This window comes from Pantoea sp. OXWO6B1 (assembly GCF_001641135.1).
GTDB classification, from domain to species: Bacteria; Pseudomonadota; Gammaproteobacteria; order Enterobacterales; family Enterobacteriaceae; genus Pantoea; species Pantoea allii.
In genome coordinates, this window is sequence record NZ_LWLR01000001.1 from 2,564,818 (window position 1) to 2,583,790 (window position 18,973).

Genomic DNA, 18,973 nt, shown 5'->3' on the forward strand with positions numbered 1-18,973 from the left:
TCCTTTAATCAATAACCTGATGGCAGAAAACGCGCGGAATCGGCCAGCGTATAGAGCAGGGTGGCATCTTGCGGCTCACCAATCCATACGGCCAGTGCGCTAAGGTTGTCTTTCTTTACGTCGCGGCTCACCGCCTGTTCCATTAACATCAGCCACTCGTCACAGGCATTTACCATGCGCAGCGCCTGCTCCATTTCCGTGGTGGTCAGGTTGAGCCAGAAACCGTCGCTACAGACTAAAAACGCATCGCCATCTTCCAGCATGATTTCGTCAGAGAAGCTCACCGGATGGGCAGGTTCTATGCCGAGCGCATTATAGAGTAAATTACTGTTAATTCCGGTATTTTCATAGCCCGCATCGCTTAACTTTTGCGCCAGACTGTGGTCACGCGTGACCTCATTCAGCACCCCGTGACGGAAGTGATAAACCCTGCTGTCACCCGCGTGCGCCCACCATGCGCGCTGTCGCGTACGGTCAATAAACAGGCCTGCCAGCGTGGTGCACATGGTGGAAAAATTCGGATTATTACCCTGGGCTATTTCAAGTAAAGATCGGCACTTTTCAACCGCCTGCCGGGTAAGGGCTGGCGTCACCTGGTCGCAGGTGAGTAATTGTTCAATCAGGACATCGCACACCAGCTGCGCCGCCTGGTCGCCGCCGGGCAAGCCAGCCACGCCGTCGCACACCACAAAGCAGGCTTTGCGTTCATCCACTATGACGCCGGTTCGATCCTGATTCTCAGCGCGCAGCCCCTGCTGATACTGACTGGCAAAGGCAATGTTCATGCGTCATCCGTGCGCGTCTGTGAGTCTTTGTACTGATTCACTTCCATGTCATAGGCATGAAGAAAGGCTTCCCCAAACAGCGTGTGAAAATCGTCTTCGATTTCCCCGGCGGTACGCTGGTAGCGGCGAGTAAAATAGTCCCACAGGGCAGCTTTTTTAAAGGGGGAAAAGGGGGTTTTCGACACCGCGCCGTCCGCGCGTGCCTGTTCTTCCAGCCCCTGAGGATTGAACGACTGCAGCATCGCGGCGATAATCGCGCGGATTCCGGCAATCATGCCCAACTGATGCGCCTGCAGATCGACCAACGCATCGCGCACGGCCTGTTCGGGCTGCATAAAACCCGGCATCTGGCTTTGATACATCTGCATCAAGACGGTTTTGCCTGAGGGGAGAATTTTGAAGGGATTGTTGGCCTCGTTCAGGATCATCGTCATTTCGGCTTTGACGCCACGTTTCAGAATGGAACGCGACGACAGCAGGGCAACCGTACCTTGAGAGAACAGGCTTAGCATCCGGCCTGTGGTGCGCATTTGCTCTTCGCTGATCACCGTATTGTGGCCGTTTTTCAGCCCCATTCCGTCCAGCAGCGCCGCCACCAGCTTGTCCTGATCCAGCCCGGCGGCAAAGGGCGCATGAAAAGTTTCGCTAATCTGGGGATCGATCGCCAGCCTGGCGTCGCCGCGACGTTCAGGACGCTTCGGTACAGGCTCTTCCGTGACTTCCTCCACCTCCGCATGCTCGGGAATATCCAGCGGATTGCTACGCGTGGCGGCATGGGAAAAAAACGCCAGAGGATCGCTGTTCACGCCGTGATACGCCGGATCGCGCACGTCAATGGCGTAGTCACCAATGCGCAGGGCGTCACCGTGCTTGAGGTGCACCTGCATGCCGCGCTTAAGCGGCACACCGTTGTGTTCGACAGGCGTAACGTTGCCCTGATTGGTCAAACGGCATTCGCCTTCGCCTGACAGGTGCACCAGCGCCTGCAGACGCGAAATAGAACGGGCTTCATCCGGTAACACCAGGTCGTTATCCTGGCTGCGGCCAATGGTGCCGCCCGGCGGATGAAAGGTGACGGTTTTCACCGGAATATCAGACGTGCATTGTACGATGGTAAATTGCATGAGTTATCCCGTCATGGAGGACAGTAGCAACGCCTCACTCAAACATCGGTGGATAGAGGCCATTGCGTCCCGGCTGTGCACCTGCCGCCGGATTAAACAGTAATGAGAACAGTTCCGCTGTGAGGTTGCCGCTATGCTTGTGTGTGGCATGAACGAAACCGTCACTGCGATTGCTCCACCAGTAACTAATGTGTTGCTGAGGGTCGAAACGTTCGGCGACTTCCTGCCAGCTCAGGGTGCAAGGCAAATCGTGGAAACCGATTACATCCATAATATCGGAGTGCTGCTGTACCGGGATCATCAGCGGCGTCAGCGCCTGAATCTGCTGCTCCAGCTGGGCCGGCGTAAGGCGCTGCGTCACGGCGCTCAGTAGCGTGGCACCCAGTTCCTGAAACCAGTCGCCAGAGATGGTCAGCTGCGCCGGATGCCACTGGGCCAGGGGAAAGCTCAGCAGCGCCAGAAGCGGCCAGGCGCGTCCTACCCGATCGCAGGAGGGCAGCAGACAACCCATCTGCACCTGATTGCGGGTTGGGGTGATCGGTAATACGAAATTCCATACCGGGGCGCGTAAAAAGTCGGCATTCACCGCACCGTCCTGGTGATGCCAGTGCACCAGGCCTTGCTGAAACCAGTGGTTCCAGGGGGCAATAAGCTGCTCGGTTAACCGATGATGCAAAAAGTCCCCCGTCGAGGGCAATTTGCCGTACCAGCCAGGGGCCAGAGATGCAGGCATGTTCACCTCGCCATTATGGGTTATGCGTCGTCAGGCGCTGTGCTTTACGGGGCGCGACGGCCAGCAGGGTATTGCTGTCACCTGCATGGTTTAAATTATCAGCCAGCTTGCCCAACATCAGCGCGTTATCGCGCGCATAAGGCGAAGACTGAATTTGCTGATCCAGCAACTGACTCAAATGCCAGTCCAGCTGCTGCAAATCACGGGCGCTGACCTTGTCCGGTAACGAACGCTGCAGATTCTGCAGCAGCCAGGCGCGGAGAAATTCCCCATCATAATTTCGTGGCTGGTACAGCATCTGATAGGCCCGCAGCGCGTTACGGCTGTATTCGTTATCATCACCTGGGTCGTTACGCAGCAGGTTGGTGATCTGCTGGGCAACGCGCGGCAGTAATAAAGACTTAAGCGCATTTTGATAAAGCGCCCAGGCCGCATCGCTGACCTGATTTCCCCGGTATAACCCCGCACGCATAGTAAACGGCGGATTATCGAGAGAAAACTGATCGGACACAGGCAACTTCACCAGGTTATTCAGAAAGGGTAGCAGATCAAAAATATTATCAGCAGGCTGATGTATCACCTGCTGACTTTGTTGTGAGATAACCGGCATTCGCGCCGAAACCTGCTGCAGATAATGTTGGTTTTGATAGTAGCTCACCAACCATAACCCACTCATGATCACCAGCGCACCGGCCAGCATGCCGTAGCCAATCCAGTGTAAAAGCTGATTACGGTATTCCCAGCGGCGGTTGCTGCCCGCCAGGCCGCTCTCTTTAAACACCAGATTACTCAGCAGATCGCGAATAAAAAAGCTCTGGCCTTTATTACCGGGAATGGGGCTGTTGCGATTAACGCGATCCCAGGCGGCAATAGAATGGGAACCGGCCTGGCGCAGCTGCAGTTTGCGGCTCAACTCGCCCATGACACGGTCAAAAGGTAATCCTTCCTGGGTGCCGCTGGTAAAAAACAGGCCGCGCGGATTCCAGGCAACGGTGTCAGCACGCTGAGAAAACACGATATCCAGATATTCGCTGAGCAGCGGGCGCAGAGACGAGAACTCCTGCGGAAACAGGAAACACTCTGCCCGCTCATTCAGATCGCGCTCGTGGGTCATCTGATCGGCCAGCTGCAACTGCAGCTTCTGGGCTAACTGCGTAAACTGCAGGTCAAAATGCGGGTGCCAGTCCTGCTTATTCGGCTTGCCGGCGTCCCAGGGGAAGGTGAACCCCCAGATAGCATCGCGTCGGGCTTTATCCAGCGTGCCGTAGTAGCTCATGAAGCCTTTCAGCAGGTCGGTTTTGGTCAGCATGATATACACGGGGAAGTGAATGCCGGTGTGCTGATGCAGTTCGGTCAGGCGTTCGCGCAGGGCGTTGGCCTGCTCAAAACGCGCCTCGGCGGAATCGCTCAGCAAATCCGCCACGCTGATGGTCATGATGACGCCATTAATCGGCTGCCGGGCACGATAGCGCTTCAGCAAATTAATAAAGCTCTGCCACTCGCTGGCGTCGCGGGCGCGCTGGCTTTCCTGAAGCGCATAGCGCCCGGCGGTATCGATCAGTACGGCACTGTCGGTAAACCACCAGTCGCAATGACGTGTGCCGCCGACGCCGCGCACCGCCTCGTGACCAAAGGTATCGGTAAGAGGGAACTTCAGTCCGGCATTCAGCAGCGCGGTGGTTTTACCGGCACCGGGCGCGCCAATCATCAGGTACCAGGGCAACTGGTAGAGATAGTTGGCATTGATGCGTGCCCACAGGCTGCCCTGACGGCGACCAAAATGGGTGCGTTTCAGGCGCATGGCCGCGTCGCTGAAACGCTGGCTCAGCAGCGCTTCAGTCGCCTGACGCTCGGCGGGATCGTCGCTTTCTACGACCTGCAGCCGATCCAGAAGACGGCTGTTATACCATGCACGGTAAACCGCAGGGATCAGCTGAAGCACGATCCAAAGCAGATAAAGGATGCTCACCGCGATCTCGCGGTGCAGGGCAGGCTCAAGCGGGCGGGTTTCATCCCATGCAATAAGCGGCCCCAGCATCCACAACAGGCAACTCAGTGCCGTGACGCCGATAAAGCTCCACAGCAGCCGATGCGTTAAAAATAAGCGAAATGAAGCGCGCATCAGTGTGTTCCTTGGTGAGTGCTCAGTGTTTCAGGTGCGGCAAACAGCGTGATTTCAACCCGTCGGTTACGGGTTCGGTTTTCGCTGCTGTCGTTGGGCAGCAGGGGATCGCTGTCACCGCGTCCTTCCGAGCGGATCACATGCGCATCGGCAAGCTGAACCTGCAGCAGCTGGCTGACGGCACGCGCCCGGGCAAAAGAAAATTCATAGCTGGAGGCAAAACGGCTGCCGTCCACGGGTTTATCATCGGTAAACACCGACACCAGAATCGTGCCCTTAACATCTTTCATCGCGCTGGAGACCCGCGCCAGAATGGCCCGGCCCACCGGATTGATCACCGTGCCTTGCTCGGCAAACAGCTTGTCCGCGGGAATAATGACTTTACTGCCAAAGGCACCGTCACTGACTTCCAGTTGGCCGGCGGCGATCACATCATTGAGCCGCTGGCGCAAATCGAGCAGGGCCTGGGGCGAAGAAGGGCGGCGATTTACCGTAATCTGCGGCAACGGCATGTTATACAGGCTGCGCAGCAGCGGCTCGGCCGCATTGCCCAGCCGCCAGTTTAGCCCGCTGTAAATCAGGCAGCCAATCAGGGCGACGAGCATTGCACAGGCCCAGAGCGGCACCATCGGACGTGCAAGCGTGCTGACCAGCGGATGCACCTGCACCAGCGGAGGGGAATCGGTGCTCTGCTGGGCGCGGGTTTCATCGATCAGGACTTTTAACCGTGCCCGCAGGCTGTCGCACTGTGCCCGGCCTTTTTCACTGCCCCGGTAGCGACCTTCGTAACCTAATAACAGGCAGTAATGAATGATTTCCAGCAGCCAGAGATGCTGCTGCGGGCTTTGCGAGATACGGGACAGCAGCTGAAAGAATTTTTCACCACCCCAGCTTTCATTGTGAAACGTAACCAGCATGCCGTTTCCGGACCAGACGCCGCGCGTGCCCCAGGGCGTTTGCGCGGCGGCCTCATCCAGAGCGCTGCAGATGCAGTAACGCGCACCAATGATCATTTCAAACGGCAGGCCCGCCTGCTTACAGCGTTGCTCAAATACGCGCACCTCATCCATCAGCGACTGACGTAAACCCGCGGGGTCGTCATGAGTGGCGGCCTGACGAATTTGCACCACCGCATTCAGCAGTGGCGCGGCAGCGTTAAGTAAAAGATTTTCGGTACCCGAGGTCGTAACCTCTCGCGGTGATGATTCCACGCTCATTACTGTGTGTTTTTCCCGCGACAGGTAGCGTTTCTGGCAGAGTGCCCAGCACGGCAGGTGTTAAATTTCATTAGTTCAGAATCCAGGTCGCCGTCGCGGTATTACGGCAGGCTTTGCTGTCGCCCCCGACGTCAACGCACACTTGTTTCGTTTTCCGCGGACGCGGACGGTCATTGCGTAAGGTGTCATCGTAACGATGCGTTTCCACGCCCGCCTTTAACGGCACGTAACCGGTTAACATCCCGTCCGGTTTATCGGCAATGGCCAGCCAGTGGTTCTCGACGCTGCCGAGGACCTCAAAAGGTTTTCCAGCCTCAAGATAACGGACGACCTTGCCGCCGTAGTCGGGTTGGGTCATCACCGACGCGTTATACAGGGCGCGCCAGGTTTGATTGACGGGCGTAAAGGTTGTCGGGGCAGCTACCGCATGGCGGTGTACCAGCTTCACGCCTTGAATATCACTGGTGACCAGCGTGTCATCATTCACCGAGGGCGGTGGCGTTTTGCAGCCGGACAATAACAGTCCCACTGACAGGATAAACGCTAAATTATTTTTCACCATTTTCCTCACGATATTATCAATATACCTGCATGTTGTTCATCAGAACACGACCGTTCACCTTCACGGGGGAAGCGCAGACGGGTAGGCAAGCCGGTAAGATAAACGGGCAAATGACATTCATCCTGTACCGCGCTCAGTCTACCTAAGACTTTTGAGAATTCAAACCATTGCACCCAATGATATAGCATGGTAATGCGCGTTCATCATCTTCTTATCCCACCGCCCTGATGCGCCGGTTCCGCCGCCCCTGAACCGCAGAGAAAGCGGACGCTGTCAGGGCCGCCTGACAAGCCGGCTGCATAATGTCACATTCAGATGACAGGCAAAAAAAGAGTAAGCGTTCTTAACGACTTAATGGCACGCAATGCCTGGCCGGTGACGAATACGGTCATTGTTTACGCGTCACAATCTTTAGGGACGGTGAACCGGAAGCGGCATGGCTTTTGCTTTATTCTTTTTTTGCATTGAGAGAGATGAGCAATGGATGACGCACTGAGCTGGTTGCAGGCCTCACGGCAAAGCGATATCGCCAGTCTGGAGCGACTTCGCCAGACCGGTAAATTAATTACCACGGTGAGTGAATTAGTCCATCAGCTACAGCGCGAACGCGGTGCCAGCAACCTGTGGATTTGCTCACAGGGGCGGCTGTATGGCGAGGAGCGTGAGGCGAGTGAACAGGATGTCAGCCGCAGTCAGCTTGCCTTTTGTCAGGCATTACCCAGGGCGGAGGCACAGCCGGGATACAGCCGGTTCTGCAACCTGATAGCTGCCGCCTTGCAGGCACTGGCAGAATTACCCGCGCTGCGCCAGCAGATCGCTGGTCTGAAGATTACCCACGCGCAGGCCATGATGGCGTTTAGCCCTGTTATCCGAAGTTTGCTCAATCTGGTTTTTGAAGCCGCCGACACATCCAGCCACCCGGAAATTACCCGGGCACTCATTGCCCTGTTTAGCTTTATGCAGGGCAAGGAGTTGACCGGACAGGAGCGGGCACAGGGCGCCGCCGGATTTGCGGCCGGGCAGTTTAGTGCCGAACAGCGCAGTACGATGGTGGCGTTAATCGAAGCGCAGGAACAAAACTTCAAAACTTTTCAGCAGTTTGCGGATGAGGCGGTGCTTCTCAGCTGGCAGCCTCTGGCCCAGCCAGGTCGGGAGATCGAACGGCTACGGCGCATCGCCTGCACCGATGGCAGACGCGACGACAGCGGTGCACTGCACTGGTTCTCACTGCTTTCGGAGCGCCTCGATCAGATGAAGTCGCTGGAGGATCAACTCTCTGCCGTGCTGATGTCACGCTGCCGTGACGCTATCGCCCTGGCACAGCATCAGGCCGGTGAACCCTTAAGTGTGGCGCAGTCAGGCTGCAATTTTACCCTCTATGTCTCAGGCGCAGACTGGCTGGAGAACCAGCCTGCTACCCTCAACAGCGAGGGGCTCGCTCCCCAGCTCGGGCGATCGTTACTGTCGTTGATTGGTGAACAGTCCCAACGCCTGCAGCGTCAGGCTAACGAGCTGGCCGCGATGCGCGCCACGCTGGAAGAGCGCAAGCTACTCGACCAGGCTAAAAACTGGTTAATGCAGCAGCATGGCCTGAGCGAAGAAAACGCGTGGCAAATGCTGCGCAAAAGCGCGATGGACCAGAACAAACGCTTACCGGAAATCGCCCAGGCGATCGTAACGGTTGCCGCCACGGTGAAGCGCTAACCCGAAAGTGTTAGCTGCACAACGCTTGTGCGTGATCTGCGTCACTACCGTGCAAAAACGGTTAAAAAACCATCGCGCAGGCCCGCACAAGGCTGTTTTGACCGCACTCATCACTCTGGCACGCGGTTTGCTTTACCTTAATGAGTATGTGTATTTGCTTTGCCAACGGCGGTAGAGCGAGTGCTTTGGATAAAGGCGTCCATTCCCCTGTGAGAGCAGTGGGGAGGACGCCTTTTTTTTATCTCTTCAGGGTGGCAAAGATGAGCAAATCGCCAGTTTCACTTTCTCGTCGTCAACTGCTGTTATCCGGCGCAGCCGTCGGTGGACTCTGGCTATTGCCGGGATTGCGCAACGCAGTGTGGGCGGCGGGTTCCGATGCCCCAGAAAAACCGACCGTGCGCGTCGGCTTTATTCCCCTCACCGACTGTGCGCCGGTGGTGATGGCCTCGGTTAAAGGGTTTGACAAGAAATATGGTCTGACGCTGCAGGCCAGCAAAGAAGCCAGTTGGGCGGCAGTGCGCGACAAACTCACCTCGGGTGAGCTGGATGCCGCACACGTGCTCTACAGTCTGATCTATGGCCTGCAACTGGGCGTTGCCGGTCCCCAGCATGATATGGCGAACCTGATGACGTTGAACAACAACGGTCAGGCCATCTCTCTGTCGAACCAGCTTAAAGCCCAGCAGGTAACCGACGGTGCAAGCCTGAAAAAGGCCATCGACGGCCAGGCGAAAGGCAGCTTCACCTTCGCCCATACCTTTCCCACCAGCACTCACGCCATGTGGCTCTATTACTGGCTGGCCAATGCCGGAATCAACCCCTTTGACGATGTGCGCACCGTCGTGGTGCCGCCACCGCAAATGGTGATGAATATGAAGATTGGCAACATGAGCGGCTTCTGTGTCGGCGAGCCGTGGAACCAACGCGCTATCAGCGACAATATCGGCTTTACCGCCGCCACCAGCCAGCAGATTTGGCCGGATCACCCTGAAAAAATCCTGGGCACCCGCGCTGAGTGGGTCAACGCCAACCCGAATACGGCCCGTGCGCTCACTGCCGCGGTGCTGGAGGCTGCCCGCTGGATCGATGCGTCGGACGATAACCGCCGTGAAACGGCCCAGGTGCTGGCCGGGCGGGCCTGGATCAACACCAAACCCGAAACCCTGGAAGGACGCATGTTGGGCCAGTACGAAAACGGGCTGGGTCAAAAATGGCAGGACCCCCACGCCATGCGCTTTTTCCACGACGGCAGCGTCAGTTTTCCCTATCTCTCTGATGGCATGTGGTTCCTGACTCAGCTGAAGCGCTGGGGGATGGTGAACAGCGATCCGGATTATCTGGCGGTCGCGAAGCAGATCAACCGTATTGATATCTACAAACAGGCTGCCAGCGCGGTCGGCAACGTCACGCTGCCCGGCAGCGACATGCGCAGCAGCACCTTAATCGACGGCAAAGTATGGGATGGCAGCGATCCAGCCGCCTACGCTGCCAGCTTCGCTATTAAACGTTAAGAGAGGCCGTGATGAAAACCCAGACTCGTCCACTGGCGCAGCCGGTAACCGCGCCCAGCCAGGCAACGGTAGTTCCCCTTCAGGTTACGCCTAAAAAAGTACGACCGCCTGCGCGCTTACGTCCGTTGTTACAGCGCGCGATTCCGGTGCTGTGCGGCGTTCTGCTCCTGCTTCTGGTGTGGCAGATCGCCGCGCTGTACAGCCAGGGCTTTCCCGGGCCTTACGCCACCTGGGAGGCGGCTAAAATTCTGTTCGCCGATCCCTTTTATAACAACGGCCCCAACGATCAGGGCATCGGCTGGAACGTCCTGGCCTCGCTGCAACGTGTGGCTGTTGGATTTGGTCTGGCGGCGCTGGTGGGTATTCCCGCTGGCTTTCTGCTGGGTCGCTTCACCTTTGTCGCGCGGATGTTCAATCCCATCATCGCCTTGCTGCGCCCGGTCAGCCCGCTGGCCTGGTTGCCTATCGGCCTGCTGCTGTTCCAGCGCGCGGAACCGGCCTCAAGCTGGACCATTTTTATCTGTTCGATCTGGCCGATGATCATCAACACCGCTGAAGGCGTGCAGCGCATCCCGCAGGATTACCTCAACGTGGCGCGCGTGCTGCAGCTCTCCGAATGGACTGTTATGCGCCGCATCCTGTTTCCTGCCGTGTTGCCTGCCGTGCTTACCGGCGTGCGCCTCTCCATTGGCATTGCCTGGCTGGTGATTGTTGCGGCCGAGATGCTGACCGGTGGTCTGGGGATTGGCTTCTGGATCTGGAACGAATGGAACAATCTGAACGTGGAAAACATCCTGATTGCCATTCTGCTGATTGGCGTGGTTGGCCTGCTGCTTGAGCAGGGACTGATGCTGCTGGCGCGTCGTTTTAGCTGGGATAAATAAGGAGAACACCATGCAACCTATCATTCGCGTACAGCAGGTCAGCCAGCGTTTTACCACCTCCGGCGGGGATTTCCTGGCGCTCGATAACGTCAGTTTCGATATCCATCAGGGGGAAACGCTGAGCCTGATCGGTCATTCCGGCTGCGGTAAATCAACCCTGCTGAACCTGATTGCGGGCTTAACCCGACCCACCAGCGGCGTGCTGCTGTGTGATAACCGTGAAGTGACCGGCCCTGGCCCTGAGCGGGCGGTGGTGTTTCAGAACCACTCTCTGCTGCCGTGGCTGACGGCGTTTCAGAACGTGGAGCTGGCGGTGCAGCAGGTTTTCAAAGGCAAGATGCACAAGGCGGAGATGCATGACTGGATCGAGCACAACCTGAACCGGGTGCAAATGAGCCATGCCATGCACAAGCGCCCCGGTGAGATCTCCGGCGGGATGAAGCAGCGCGTCGGCATCGCCCGCGCCCTGGCAATGAAGCCGCGCGTTTTATTACTCGACGAGCCTTTCGGTGCACTGGATGCCTTAACGCGCGCGCACCTGCAGGACAGCGTGATGCGTATTCAGCAGGAGTTGAATACCACCATCGTACTGATTACCCACGACGTGGATGAAGCGGTGCTGCTCTCTGATCGGGTTCTGATGATGACCAATGGCCCGGCCGCCCAGGTTGGCGACATCCTTAAGGTCGATCTGGCGCGACCGCGTTCGCGGGTGGCGCTGGCAGAGGATGCGCGTTATCACCAGCTGCGCCAGAAAGTGCTGCATTTTCTCTACGAAAAACAGACGTCGGCGGCGTAAGGATTACACCATGAGACAACGGCTGCTGGTGGTCGGTAATGGGATGGCGGGCATGCACACGGTGGAAACGCTGTTGCAGCTGGCGCCGACGCGTTATGACATTACGGTCATTGGCCGTGAACCGCAGGGTAACTATAACCGGGTGCTGTTGTCGCCGCTGCTGGCCGGCGAAAAAACCGTTGAGCAAATCCTGATTCACGGCCCTGACTGGTACGCACGCCATGGCATTCGCTTACTGACCGGAGAAACGGCGGAGCAGGTCGATGTGGCTGGGCGCACCTTGCGGACCCGGCAGCGCCTGCTGCACTGGGATCGTTTGATTCTGGCGACCGGATCGCAGCCGCGCATGCCGCAGGTGGCAGGTATCGATCTGCCTCATGTCACGGCTTTTCGCACGCTGGAGGATGTGGATGCACTGCTGGCTGGCAGCGGTCCGGTCGTGGTAGCCGGTGGTGGATTTCTGGGCATTGAGGCCGCGGCAGCGCTTCGGGCGCAGGGACGCCAGGTGACGCTGGTGCATCGTCAGTCGCGTTTACTGGACAGGCAACTGGACGCCAGGGCGGGAGAATTACTGCTGGCTCAGCTCAGCGCGCGCGGTATCCGCTGTGAGCTGAATAGCAGTATCGCCGCAATTGGCCCGCAGTCCGTGCTGCTTAACGATGGGCGTCAACTGGCAGCGCAACAGGTCGTTATCGCGATTGGCGTGCAGCCAGAAACCGCGTTGGCGCAGGCATCGGGCATTCCCTGCCAGCACGGCATCCTGGTGGACCGGCAGTTACGCAGCGCGCACGCTGGTATTTATGCGGTAGGCGAATGCTGTGAAATCAGCGGAGAAACCTTTGGTCTGGTTGCGCCTTGTCTGGCGCAGGCAGAGGTACTGGCAGCGCAGCTGGCCGGTTGTCCGCAGGCCGATTTCTACAGCGAAGCCACCGGCACGCGTCTCAAGGTCAGCGGCATTTCGCTGTTCAGCGCGGGCGATATTCGTGAAGCCCCGTCAATCACCAGTTTCGATCCGCTTTCCGGACACTATCGACGTCTTTTTCTGCAGCACGGACGGCTGAATGGGGTGCTGTTGTATGGCGACAGCCAGCAGGGTGCCGCGTTGCTTAACACACTGCATAACGCCAGGCAGGTCTCAATGAATACCTTGTTTGGCCTTGATGAACCTGAAACGCAGCCGCAGGCTGCAGGAAACTCCGCGATGAATCACTCTAAACCTGTATTAGCCGTCGTGGGCCACGGCATGGTCAGTCACCATTTTCTGGAACAGCTGGTGGCGCGTGGTCTGCATCAGCATTATCACATTGTGGTGTACGGTCAAGAGCGCCATTCGGCCTACGATCGGGTGCACCTTTCTGAATACTTCACCGGCAAAAATGCCGCGCAGCTCTCGCTGGTCGCTGAGGACTTTTTTGCCCAACACGACATTGAACTGCGCAGCGGTTGCCGGGTCGAGGCGATCGATCGGCAACAGCGCAGCCTGCGCGACAGCGACGGCAAAGCACTGTGCTGGGACAAACTGGTGCTGGCGACCGGCTCACGGGCGTTTGTGCCGCCGGTGCCAGGGCACGAGGGCGAGCGCTGCTTTGTTTACCGCACGCTGGACGATCTGGATGCGATCGCGGCCTGTGCCGACAAAAGTCAGCGCGGTGTGGTCATCGGCGGCGGCCTGCTGGGGCTGGAAGCGGCCAACGCGCTGAAACAGCTGGGGCTGGAAACCCATGTGGTTGAGTTTGCGCCACGCCTGATGGCGGTGCAGCTGGACGAGGGCGGCGCGCTGATGCTGCGGCAGAAAATTGACGCGCTGGGCGTGACAGTTCACACCTCGAAGCAGACCGAACAGATTGAGACCCAGCCCGACGGGAGCCTGGTGCTACGCTTTGCCGATGGCGGTGAACTGGCGACCGATCTGGTGCTGTTCTCGGCGGGCATCCGGCCGCGTGATGAGCTGGCCCGTAGTGCCGGGATCGGTGTTGGCCCGCGCGGTGGCATTGAGATCAATGACGTCTGCCAGACCAGCGACGATGACATTTATGCCATCGGCGAATGTGCCCTGTGGAACGGACAGATTTTTGGTCTGGTGGCGCCGGGCTATCAGATGGCGCGCGTGCTGGCCGGGCATCTGGCGGACGAACCGGCCCGGTTCAGCGGTGCCGATATGAGCACCAAACTGAAGCTGCTGGGCGTGGATGTCGCCTCCTTTGGTGATGCGCACGGCAAAACGGCAGGCAGCCTGAGCTACCACTGGGCCGATGGTCCGAAAGGCATTTACAAGAAAATCGTGGTCAGTGCCGACAGCAAACTGCTGCTGGGCGGGGTGCTGGTCGGCGACAGCAGCGACTATGCCACGCTGCTGCAAATGATGTTAAACGCCATGCCGCTGCCGGATTCCCCGGAAGGGTTGATTCTGCCTGCGCTGAACGGCGCTCCGGTCAAAGGGCTGGGCGTGGCCACGCTGCCCGACAGCGCCCAGGTCTGCTCCTGCCACAATGTGAGCAAAGGCGATATCTGTAGCGCGGTGCAGAGCGGCTGTAGCGATATGGCCAGCATTAAAAGCTGCACGAAAGCCGCAACGGGCTGTGGGGGTTGTTCGGCATTAGTGAAGCAGGTGATGGAGTTCCAGTTGGAAAACCTGGGCGTTGAGGTGAAAAAAGATATCTGCGAACACTTCGCCTATTCACGTCAGGCGCTGTACCACCTGATCCGCATCAATGAAATCAAAACCTTTGATGATCTGCTGGCGAGCCACGGACGTGGCTGTGGTTGCGAGATCTGTAAACCGCTGGTTGGGTCACTGCTGGCCTCGTGCTGGAATGATTATTTACTGAAACCGGCCCATCTGCCGCTTCAGGATACCAACGATCGTTACTTCGCCAATATCCAGAAAGATGGCACCTATTCGGTCGTGCCGCGCGTACCGGGTGGTGAGATCACCCCACAGGGGTTGATCGCCATTGGCGAAGTGGCGGCGCGTTACGACCTCTACACCAAAATCACCGGCGGTCAGCGTATCGACCTGTTTGGCGCACGGCTGGATCAGCTGCCCGACATCTGGGAAACCCTGCTGGCGGCAGGTTTTGAAACCGGCCATGCCTACGGTAAATCGCTGCGTACGGTAAAATCCTGCGTGGGCTCCACCTGGTGTCGCTATGGCGTGCAGGATTCGACGGCCTTCGCCATCGCGCTGGAGAACCGTTATAAGGGCCTGCGCGCACCGCATAAAATCAAGATGGCCGTCTCGGGTTGTACCCGTGAATGTGCGGAAGCGCAGAGCAAAGACATTGGGGTGATCGCCACGGAAAAGGGCTGGAACCTGTATGTTTGCGGCAATGGCGGCATGAAGCCGCGCCATGCGGAGCTGTTTGCCAGCGATCTGGATGATGAAACCCTGATCCAGTATGTCGATCGCATTCTGATGTTCTACGTGCGGACGGCAGATCGCTTGCAGCGCACCAGCGTCTGGATGGATAACATGGAAGGCGGACTGGATTACCTGCGCGATGTGGTGATCAACGACAGCCTCGGTATCGCGGCGCAGCTGGAGCAGGAGATGCAGCAGGTCGTGGACACCTACCAGTGTGAATGGCAGACCACGCTGGCTGAACCCTCGCGGCGGGCGCTGTTTACCGCGACGGTGAACAGCGATCATCCGGATGAAACGCTGCACTATGCCCGCGTACGCGGTCAGCGTCAGCCGCATACGGCGACCGGCATTCCGCTGATGCATCTGCCCGCTGACCCCTGGAGCGCGGTGTGTTCCCTGGAGGCGATCCCCGCCGGTGCGGGAATCGGTGCACGGCTTGGCAGCGTCCGTATTGCGCTGTTCCGCTTTGGCAACGACTGTTACGCACTGGAAGATCGCGAGCCAGGCAGCGATGCCAGCGTCCTGTCCCGTGGCATCCTTGGCGATGTGGCGGGTGAACCTGTGGTCATTTCACCGATCTACAAACAGCGCGTGCGCCTGCGTGACGGGCAAAGTCTGGATAACCCGCAGCACCAGCTGCGTTGCTGGCCGGTGAAACTGGAAGCCGGTCAGGTTTGGGTCGCCAACCGTCCACTGAACCTCATGGCGCAGGCATCATGAAAACCACCTGTGCCTATTGCGGCGTGGGCTGTGGCGTCGAGGTGACACTGAATCACAGCGAATCTGCACAGGTGAGTGGCGATCCGTTGCATCCTGCCAATCTCGGGCGGCTGTGCGTTAAAGGGACGGCGCTGGGGGAAACCCTGACCCGGACAGGACGCTTACTGCATCCCCAAATTAACCAACAGCCGGTCAGCATGGCGGCAGCGCTGGATGCCGCCGCCGATGGACTCCGGCAGATTATCGCGGAGCATGGCCCAGAGGCGGTGGCTTTTTACGGTTCAGGCCAGCTGCTCACGGAAGATTACTACGTGGCGAACAAGCTGATGAAAGGCTTTCTTGGCGTCGCAAATATCGACACCAACTCGCGACTGTGTATGGCTTCTGCGGTGGTGGGCTACAAGCGCGCGCTCGGAGCGGATGCGGTGCCGTGCTGTTATGAGGATCTGGATCAGGCCGATGCGATCGTCATGGTCGGCTCTAACGCAGCCTGGGCACATCCGGTGATTTTTCAGCGCCTGAAACAGGCAAAACAGCAACGGCCTGAGATGCAGGTGGTGGTGATCGATCCCCGTCGCACCGCCAGCTGTGACATCGCTGATGTCCACCTGCCGCTGCGCCCGGGCAGCGATCCGGCGCTGTTTTCGGGCTTACTGCACTGGCTGACGCAGCATCAGGGAATAGATGCGACGATGTTGCCACATCTGGACGGCGTTGAAACCACCCTGCAGGCCGCCAGCCAGTGGGGCATTGCCGAGGTCGCTGAACACTGTGATCTGACCGAGGAGCAGGTGGTGGCCTTTTATCAGCTGTTTGCCCGGCGTGACCGTGTCCTGACGTTGTGGTGCATGGGTATCAACCAGTCACAGAGCGGCAGTGACAATAACAATGCGATAATTAATGCGCATCTTCTCAGCGGAAAAATAGGCCGTCCCGGCTGTGGGCCATTTTCACTCACCGGCCAGCCCAATGCGATGGGCGGACGTGAAGTGGGCGGCTTAGCCAACCAGCTGGCGGCGCACATGAGCTTTAACGAAGCGGACTGCGATCGTGTACAGCGTTTCTGGCACAGCCCGACCATGGCGCGCCAGCCCGGGCTGACCGCGGTGGCGCTGTTTGACGCGATTGAGCGAGGTGAGGTGAAAGCCGTCTGGATCATGGGAACCAATCCGGCGGTGTCAATGCCGGAAGGCAACCGCGTGGCGCGGGCGCTGGCCAACTGTCCGCTGGTGATCGTCTCCGACGTGCTGGCGCAAACGGATACCACAGCCTTTGCCCATATTCTGTTACCTGCCCAGGGCTGGGGCGAAAAAAACGGCACCGTGACCAATTCTGAACGACGTATTTCCCGCCAGCGCGCATTTGTTGCACCCGCCGGGGAGGCCAAACCCGACTGGTGGCTACTGGCGCAGGTGGCGCAGCGGCTTGGCTTCGCCCAGGCATTTAACTGGACCCATCCGGCGGCGATCTTCCGCGAGCACGCGGCGCTGTCCGGCTTTGAGAACCACGGCGAACGCGCCTTCGATATCAGCGGCCTGGCGCAGCTCAGCGATGCCGAGTGGGATGCGCTGACGCCAATACAGTGGCCGATCAATGCTCAACATCCGCAAGGCTGTGCCCGGCTGTTCAGCGACCGGCGTTTTTATCATGCCGATGGCAAGGCACGGCTGCTGCCACCGGCCACGCCGTCGCCGTTGGTGCGCAATGCCCGTTATCCCTTACTGATGAACACGGGGCGCATACGCGATCAGTGGCACACCATGACGCGCACCGGGCTGGTGCCTCGCCTGATGCAGCACTGTGACGAGCCTTTTGCCGCCTTGCATCCCGAAGAGGCGCGCCGTTATGGCTTGTCTGCCGGGGCGCTGGCGCGCGTGCAGTCAGAATGGGGATGGATGGTGGTGCGCGTGACGCTGGACAGCGGCCTACGGCGCGGTGAACTCTTTGTGCCGATGCACTGGAACCGCCAGTTCAGCCTGCAAGGCAATGTCGGTGGCGTCGTCGCATCGACCCGCTGTCCGGTTTCGGCCCAGCCTGCCTTTAAACAAACGGCAGTGCGCATCCAGCCGTTAGTAACCTGCTGGCAGGGCTGGCTCTGGCAGCGCGACAGTACCGCGCCCGCCGCACTGCGCTACTGGGCGCGTACGCCGTACGCCGGTTCGCAACGTTTTGTGGTGGCCGGAGAGGCCACGCCGCAGCGCTGGCTGGCGTCTCAGTTCAACCTCGAAGGCTATCAGCTGCAAACTGCCAGCGGGGGCGATCACAGCTACCGGCTGCTGGCATGGCGCGAAGGCGAGCTGCAACTGGCATTTTATGCCGATCGGCGTTTACCCGAGGTAGATCACGATCTGGTTGCCCTGGCCTTTCGTCAGGCCCCCGCGGACGCGGCTGAACGTCATGCCTTGCTGGCGGGGCAGGCGGCGCAGAGCCCTGCGACTGGCCGCCTTATCTGTAGCTGTTTTGGCGTAGGCGAACAAACGATATTGCATGCCATTAGCCAGGGTTGCCACAGCACCCAGGCACTGGGCAAAACGCTCCAGTGCGGCACCAACTGCGGCTCCTGCTTACCGGAGCTAAAACACCTTCTGCTTTCCGTCTCTGTCCCGGAGGAATTATGACGCTGGCAATACACGCTTTAGATAAACTGCTGGCGCCTGAGAAGGCGTCCAGCGCAGGACGCGTCTGGTTAGTGGGTGCCGGACCGGGAGATGTCGAACTACTCACGGTGAAGGCGCTACGTTTGCTGCACCGTGCTGAAGTGGTGGTCTATGATCGCCTGGTCAGTGAGGCGGTCATGGCAGAAGTGCCAGACAGTGCGCTTTGCATTGACGTCGGCAAACGGCCCGGTCATCACGGCCTGAAACAGGCACAGATCAATCAACTATTAGTCGATCTGGCCACCAGCGGGCGCAACATCGTTCGACTAAAAGGCGGCGATCCCTTTATTTTTGGTCGCGGTGGTGAAGAGATGGTGAGCCTGCAGCAGGCCAACATTGTCTGCGAAGTGGTGCCTGGTATCACCGCCGCCGTGGGGTGCGCCGCCGCAAGCGGGATTCCGCTTACGCATCGGGATTGTGCTCAGTCACTGCGCTTTATCACCGGACACGGACGCAGCGGAGAGCCTCAACTGGATGCCGCCGCACTTTCAGCCACTAACCAGACGCTGGTGTTTTACATGGGGCTGAGCTGGAGCAGCGTGATTAGCGCCCGGTTGTGTGAGTGCGGTCGCAGGGAGGATACGCCAGTAGCGATTATTGAAAACGGCACGCGCCAGGATCAGCGGGTGCTGATCACCACGCTGGCAGGGCTGCCGGAGACCATTGCGCAGCAACAACCGGTTTCCCCTTCATTGCTGATTGTTGGCGATGTCGTCCGCTACTACCGTGCCGATCTGCTTGCCCAACACTGTACAGAGGCGGCTATCCGCCAGGCGTGATAGCCAGATTGT

At 58.7% G+C, this 18,973-nt stretch carries 13 protein-coding genes; 7 read left to right on the plus strand and 6 right to left on the minus strand.

The window, feature by feature from the left end; translation table 11 throughout:
- Window positions 1-8 precede the first annotated feature (8 nt).
- From A6A26_RS14230 to A6A26_RS14255, 6 genes are all read right to left on the minus strand, one after another.
- On the minus strand, window positions 9-785 hold the full coding sequence (locus A6A26_RS14230; RefSeq protein WP_063879332.1) for a PP2C family protein-serine/threonine phosphatase: 777 nt from the start codon (window positions 783-785) through the stop codon (window positions 9-11).
- Window positions 782-1,909, minus strand: coding sequence for a type VI secretion system-associated FHA domain protein TagH (gene tagH / locus A6A26_RS14235; protein ID WP_063879333.1), 1,128 nt, complete (start codon window positions 1,907-1,909; stop codon window positions 782-784). Before tagH ends, A6A26_RS14230 begins: the two co-directional genes overlap by 4 nt.
- A 34-nt stretch (window positions 1,910-1,943) precedes the next feature.
- Complete coding sequence (gene tagF / locus A6A26_RS14240) at window positions 1,944-2,642, minus strand: type VI secretion system-associated protein TagF (RefSeq protein WP_063879334.1); 699 nt, start codon at window positions 2,640-2,642, stop codon at window positions 1,944-1,946.
- Window positions 2,643-2,655: 13 nt separating this feature from the next.
- Window positions 2,656-4,764 carry a type VI secretion system membrane subunit TssM gene (gene tssM, locus A6A26_RS14245; RefSeq protein ID WP_063879335.1) on the minus strand — a complete coding sequence of 703 codons (2,109 nt, stop codon included), beginning with the start codon at window positions 4,762-4,764 and terminating at the stop codon, window positions 2,656-2,658.
- The gene (gene icmH / locus A6A26_RS14250) at window positions 4,764-5,981 is read right to left on the minus strand and encodes a type IVB secretion system protein IcmH/DotU (protein WP_063879336.1); all 1,218 of its coding nucleotides are present in this window, start codon (window positions 5,979-5,981) and stop codon (window positions 4,764-4,766) included. The genes tssM and icmH overlap by 1 nt, the downstream gene beginning before the upstream one ends.
- A gap of 70 nt (window positions 5,982-6,051) precedes the next feature.
- Window positions 6,052-6,543: an SH3 domain-containing protein gene (locus A6A26_RS14255; RefSeq protein ID WP_063879337.1), complete on the minus strand. Its 492-nt coding sequence runs from the start codon at window positions 6,541-6,543 to the stop codon at window positions 6,052-6,054.
- Window positions 6,544-7,023: 480 nt separating this feature from the next.
- On the opposite strand from A6A26_RS14255, the gene A6A26_RS14260 reads away from it, so the two are divergent.
- The 7 genes from A6A26_RS14260 to cobA all read left to right on the plus strand — a co-directional run bounded on the left by A6A26_RS14260 (window position 7,024) and on the right by cobA (window position 18,961).
- Window positions 7,024-8,247 carry a nitrate regulatory protein gene (locus tag A6A26_RS14260; RefSeq protein WP_063879338.1) on the plus strand — a complete coding sequence of 408 codons (1,224 nt, stop codon included), beginning with the start codon at window positions 7,024-7,026 and terminating at the stop codon, window positions 8,245-8,247.
- 260 nt (window positions 8,248-8,507) lie between these two features.
- Window positions 8,508-9,758, plus strand: coding sequence for a CmpA/NrtA family ABC transporter substrate-binding protein (locus A6A26_RS14265; protein WP_063879339.1), 1,251 nt, complete (start codon window positions 8,508-8,510; stop codon window positions 9,756-9,758).
- A gap of 11 nt (window positions 9,759-9,769) precedes the next feature.
- Window positions 9,770-10,642, plus strand: coding sequence for a nitrate ABC transporter permease (gene ntrB / locus A6A26_RS14270; protein ID WP_063879340.1), 873 nt, complete (start codon window positions 9,770-9,772; stop codon window positions 10,640-10,642).
- 10 nt (window positions 10,643-10,652) lie between these two features.
- Window positions 10,653-11,441, plus strand: coding sequence for an ABC transporter ATP-binding protein (locus A6A26_RS14275; protein ID WP_063879341.1), 789 nt, complete (start codon window positions 10,653-10,655; stop codon window positions 11,439-11,441).
- A gap of 10 nt (window positions 11,442-11,451) precedes the next feature.
- Window positions 11,452-15,525 (plus strand): nitrite reductase large subunit NirB, encoded by a 4,074-nt coding sequence (gene nirB, locus A6A26_RS14280; protein ID WP_074181014.1) that lies wholly within the window; start codon window positions 11,452-11,454, stop codon window positions 15,523-15,525.
- Window positions 15,522-18,143, plus strand: coding sequence for a nitrate reductase (locus tag A6A26_RS14285; RefSeq protein WP_063879342.1), 2,622 nt, complete (start codon window positions 15,522-15,524; stop codon window positions 18,141-18,143). Before nirB ends, A6A26_RS14285 begins: the two co-directional genes overlap by 4 nt.
- Window positions 18,140-18,961: a uroporphyrinogen-III C-methyltransferase gene (gene cobA, locus A6A26_RS14290; RefSeq protein ID WP_063879343.1), complete on the plus strand. Its 822-nt coding sequence runs from the start codon at window positions 18,140-18,142 to the stop codon at window positions 18,959-18,961. The genes A6A26_RS14285 and cobA overlap by 4 nt, the downstream gene beginning before the upstream one ends.
- Window positions 18,962-18,973: the final 12 nt, after the last annotated feature.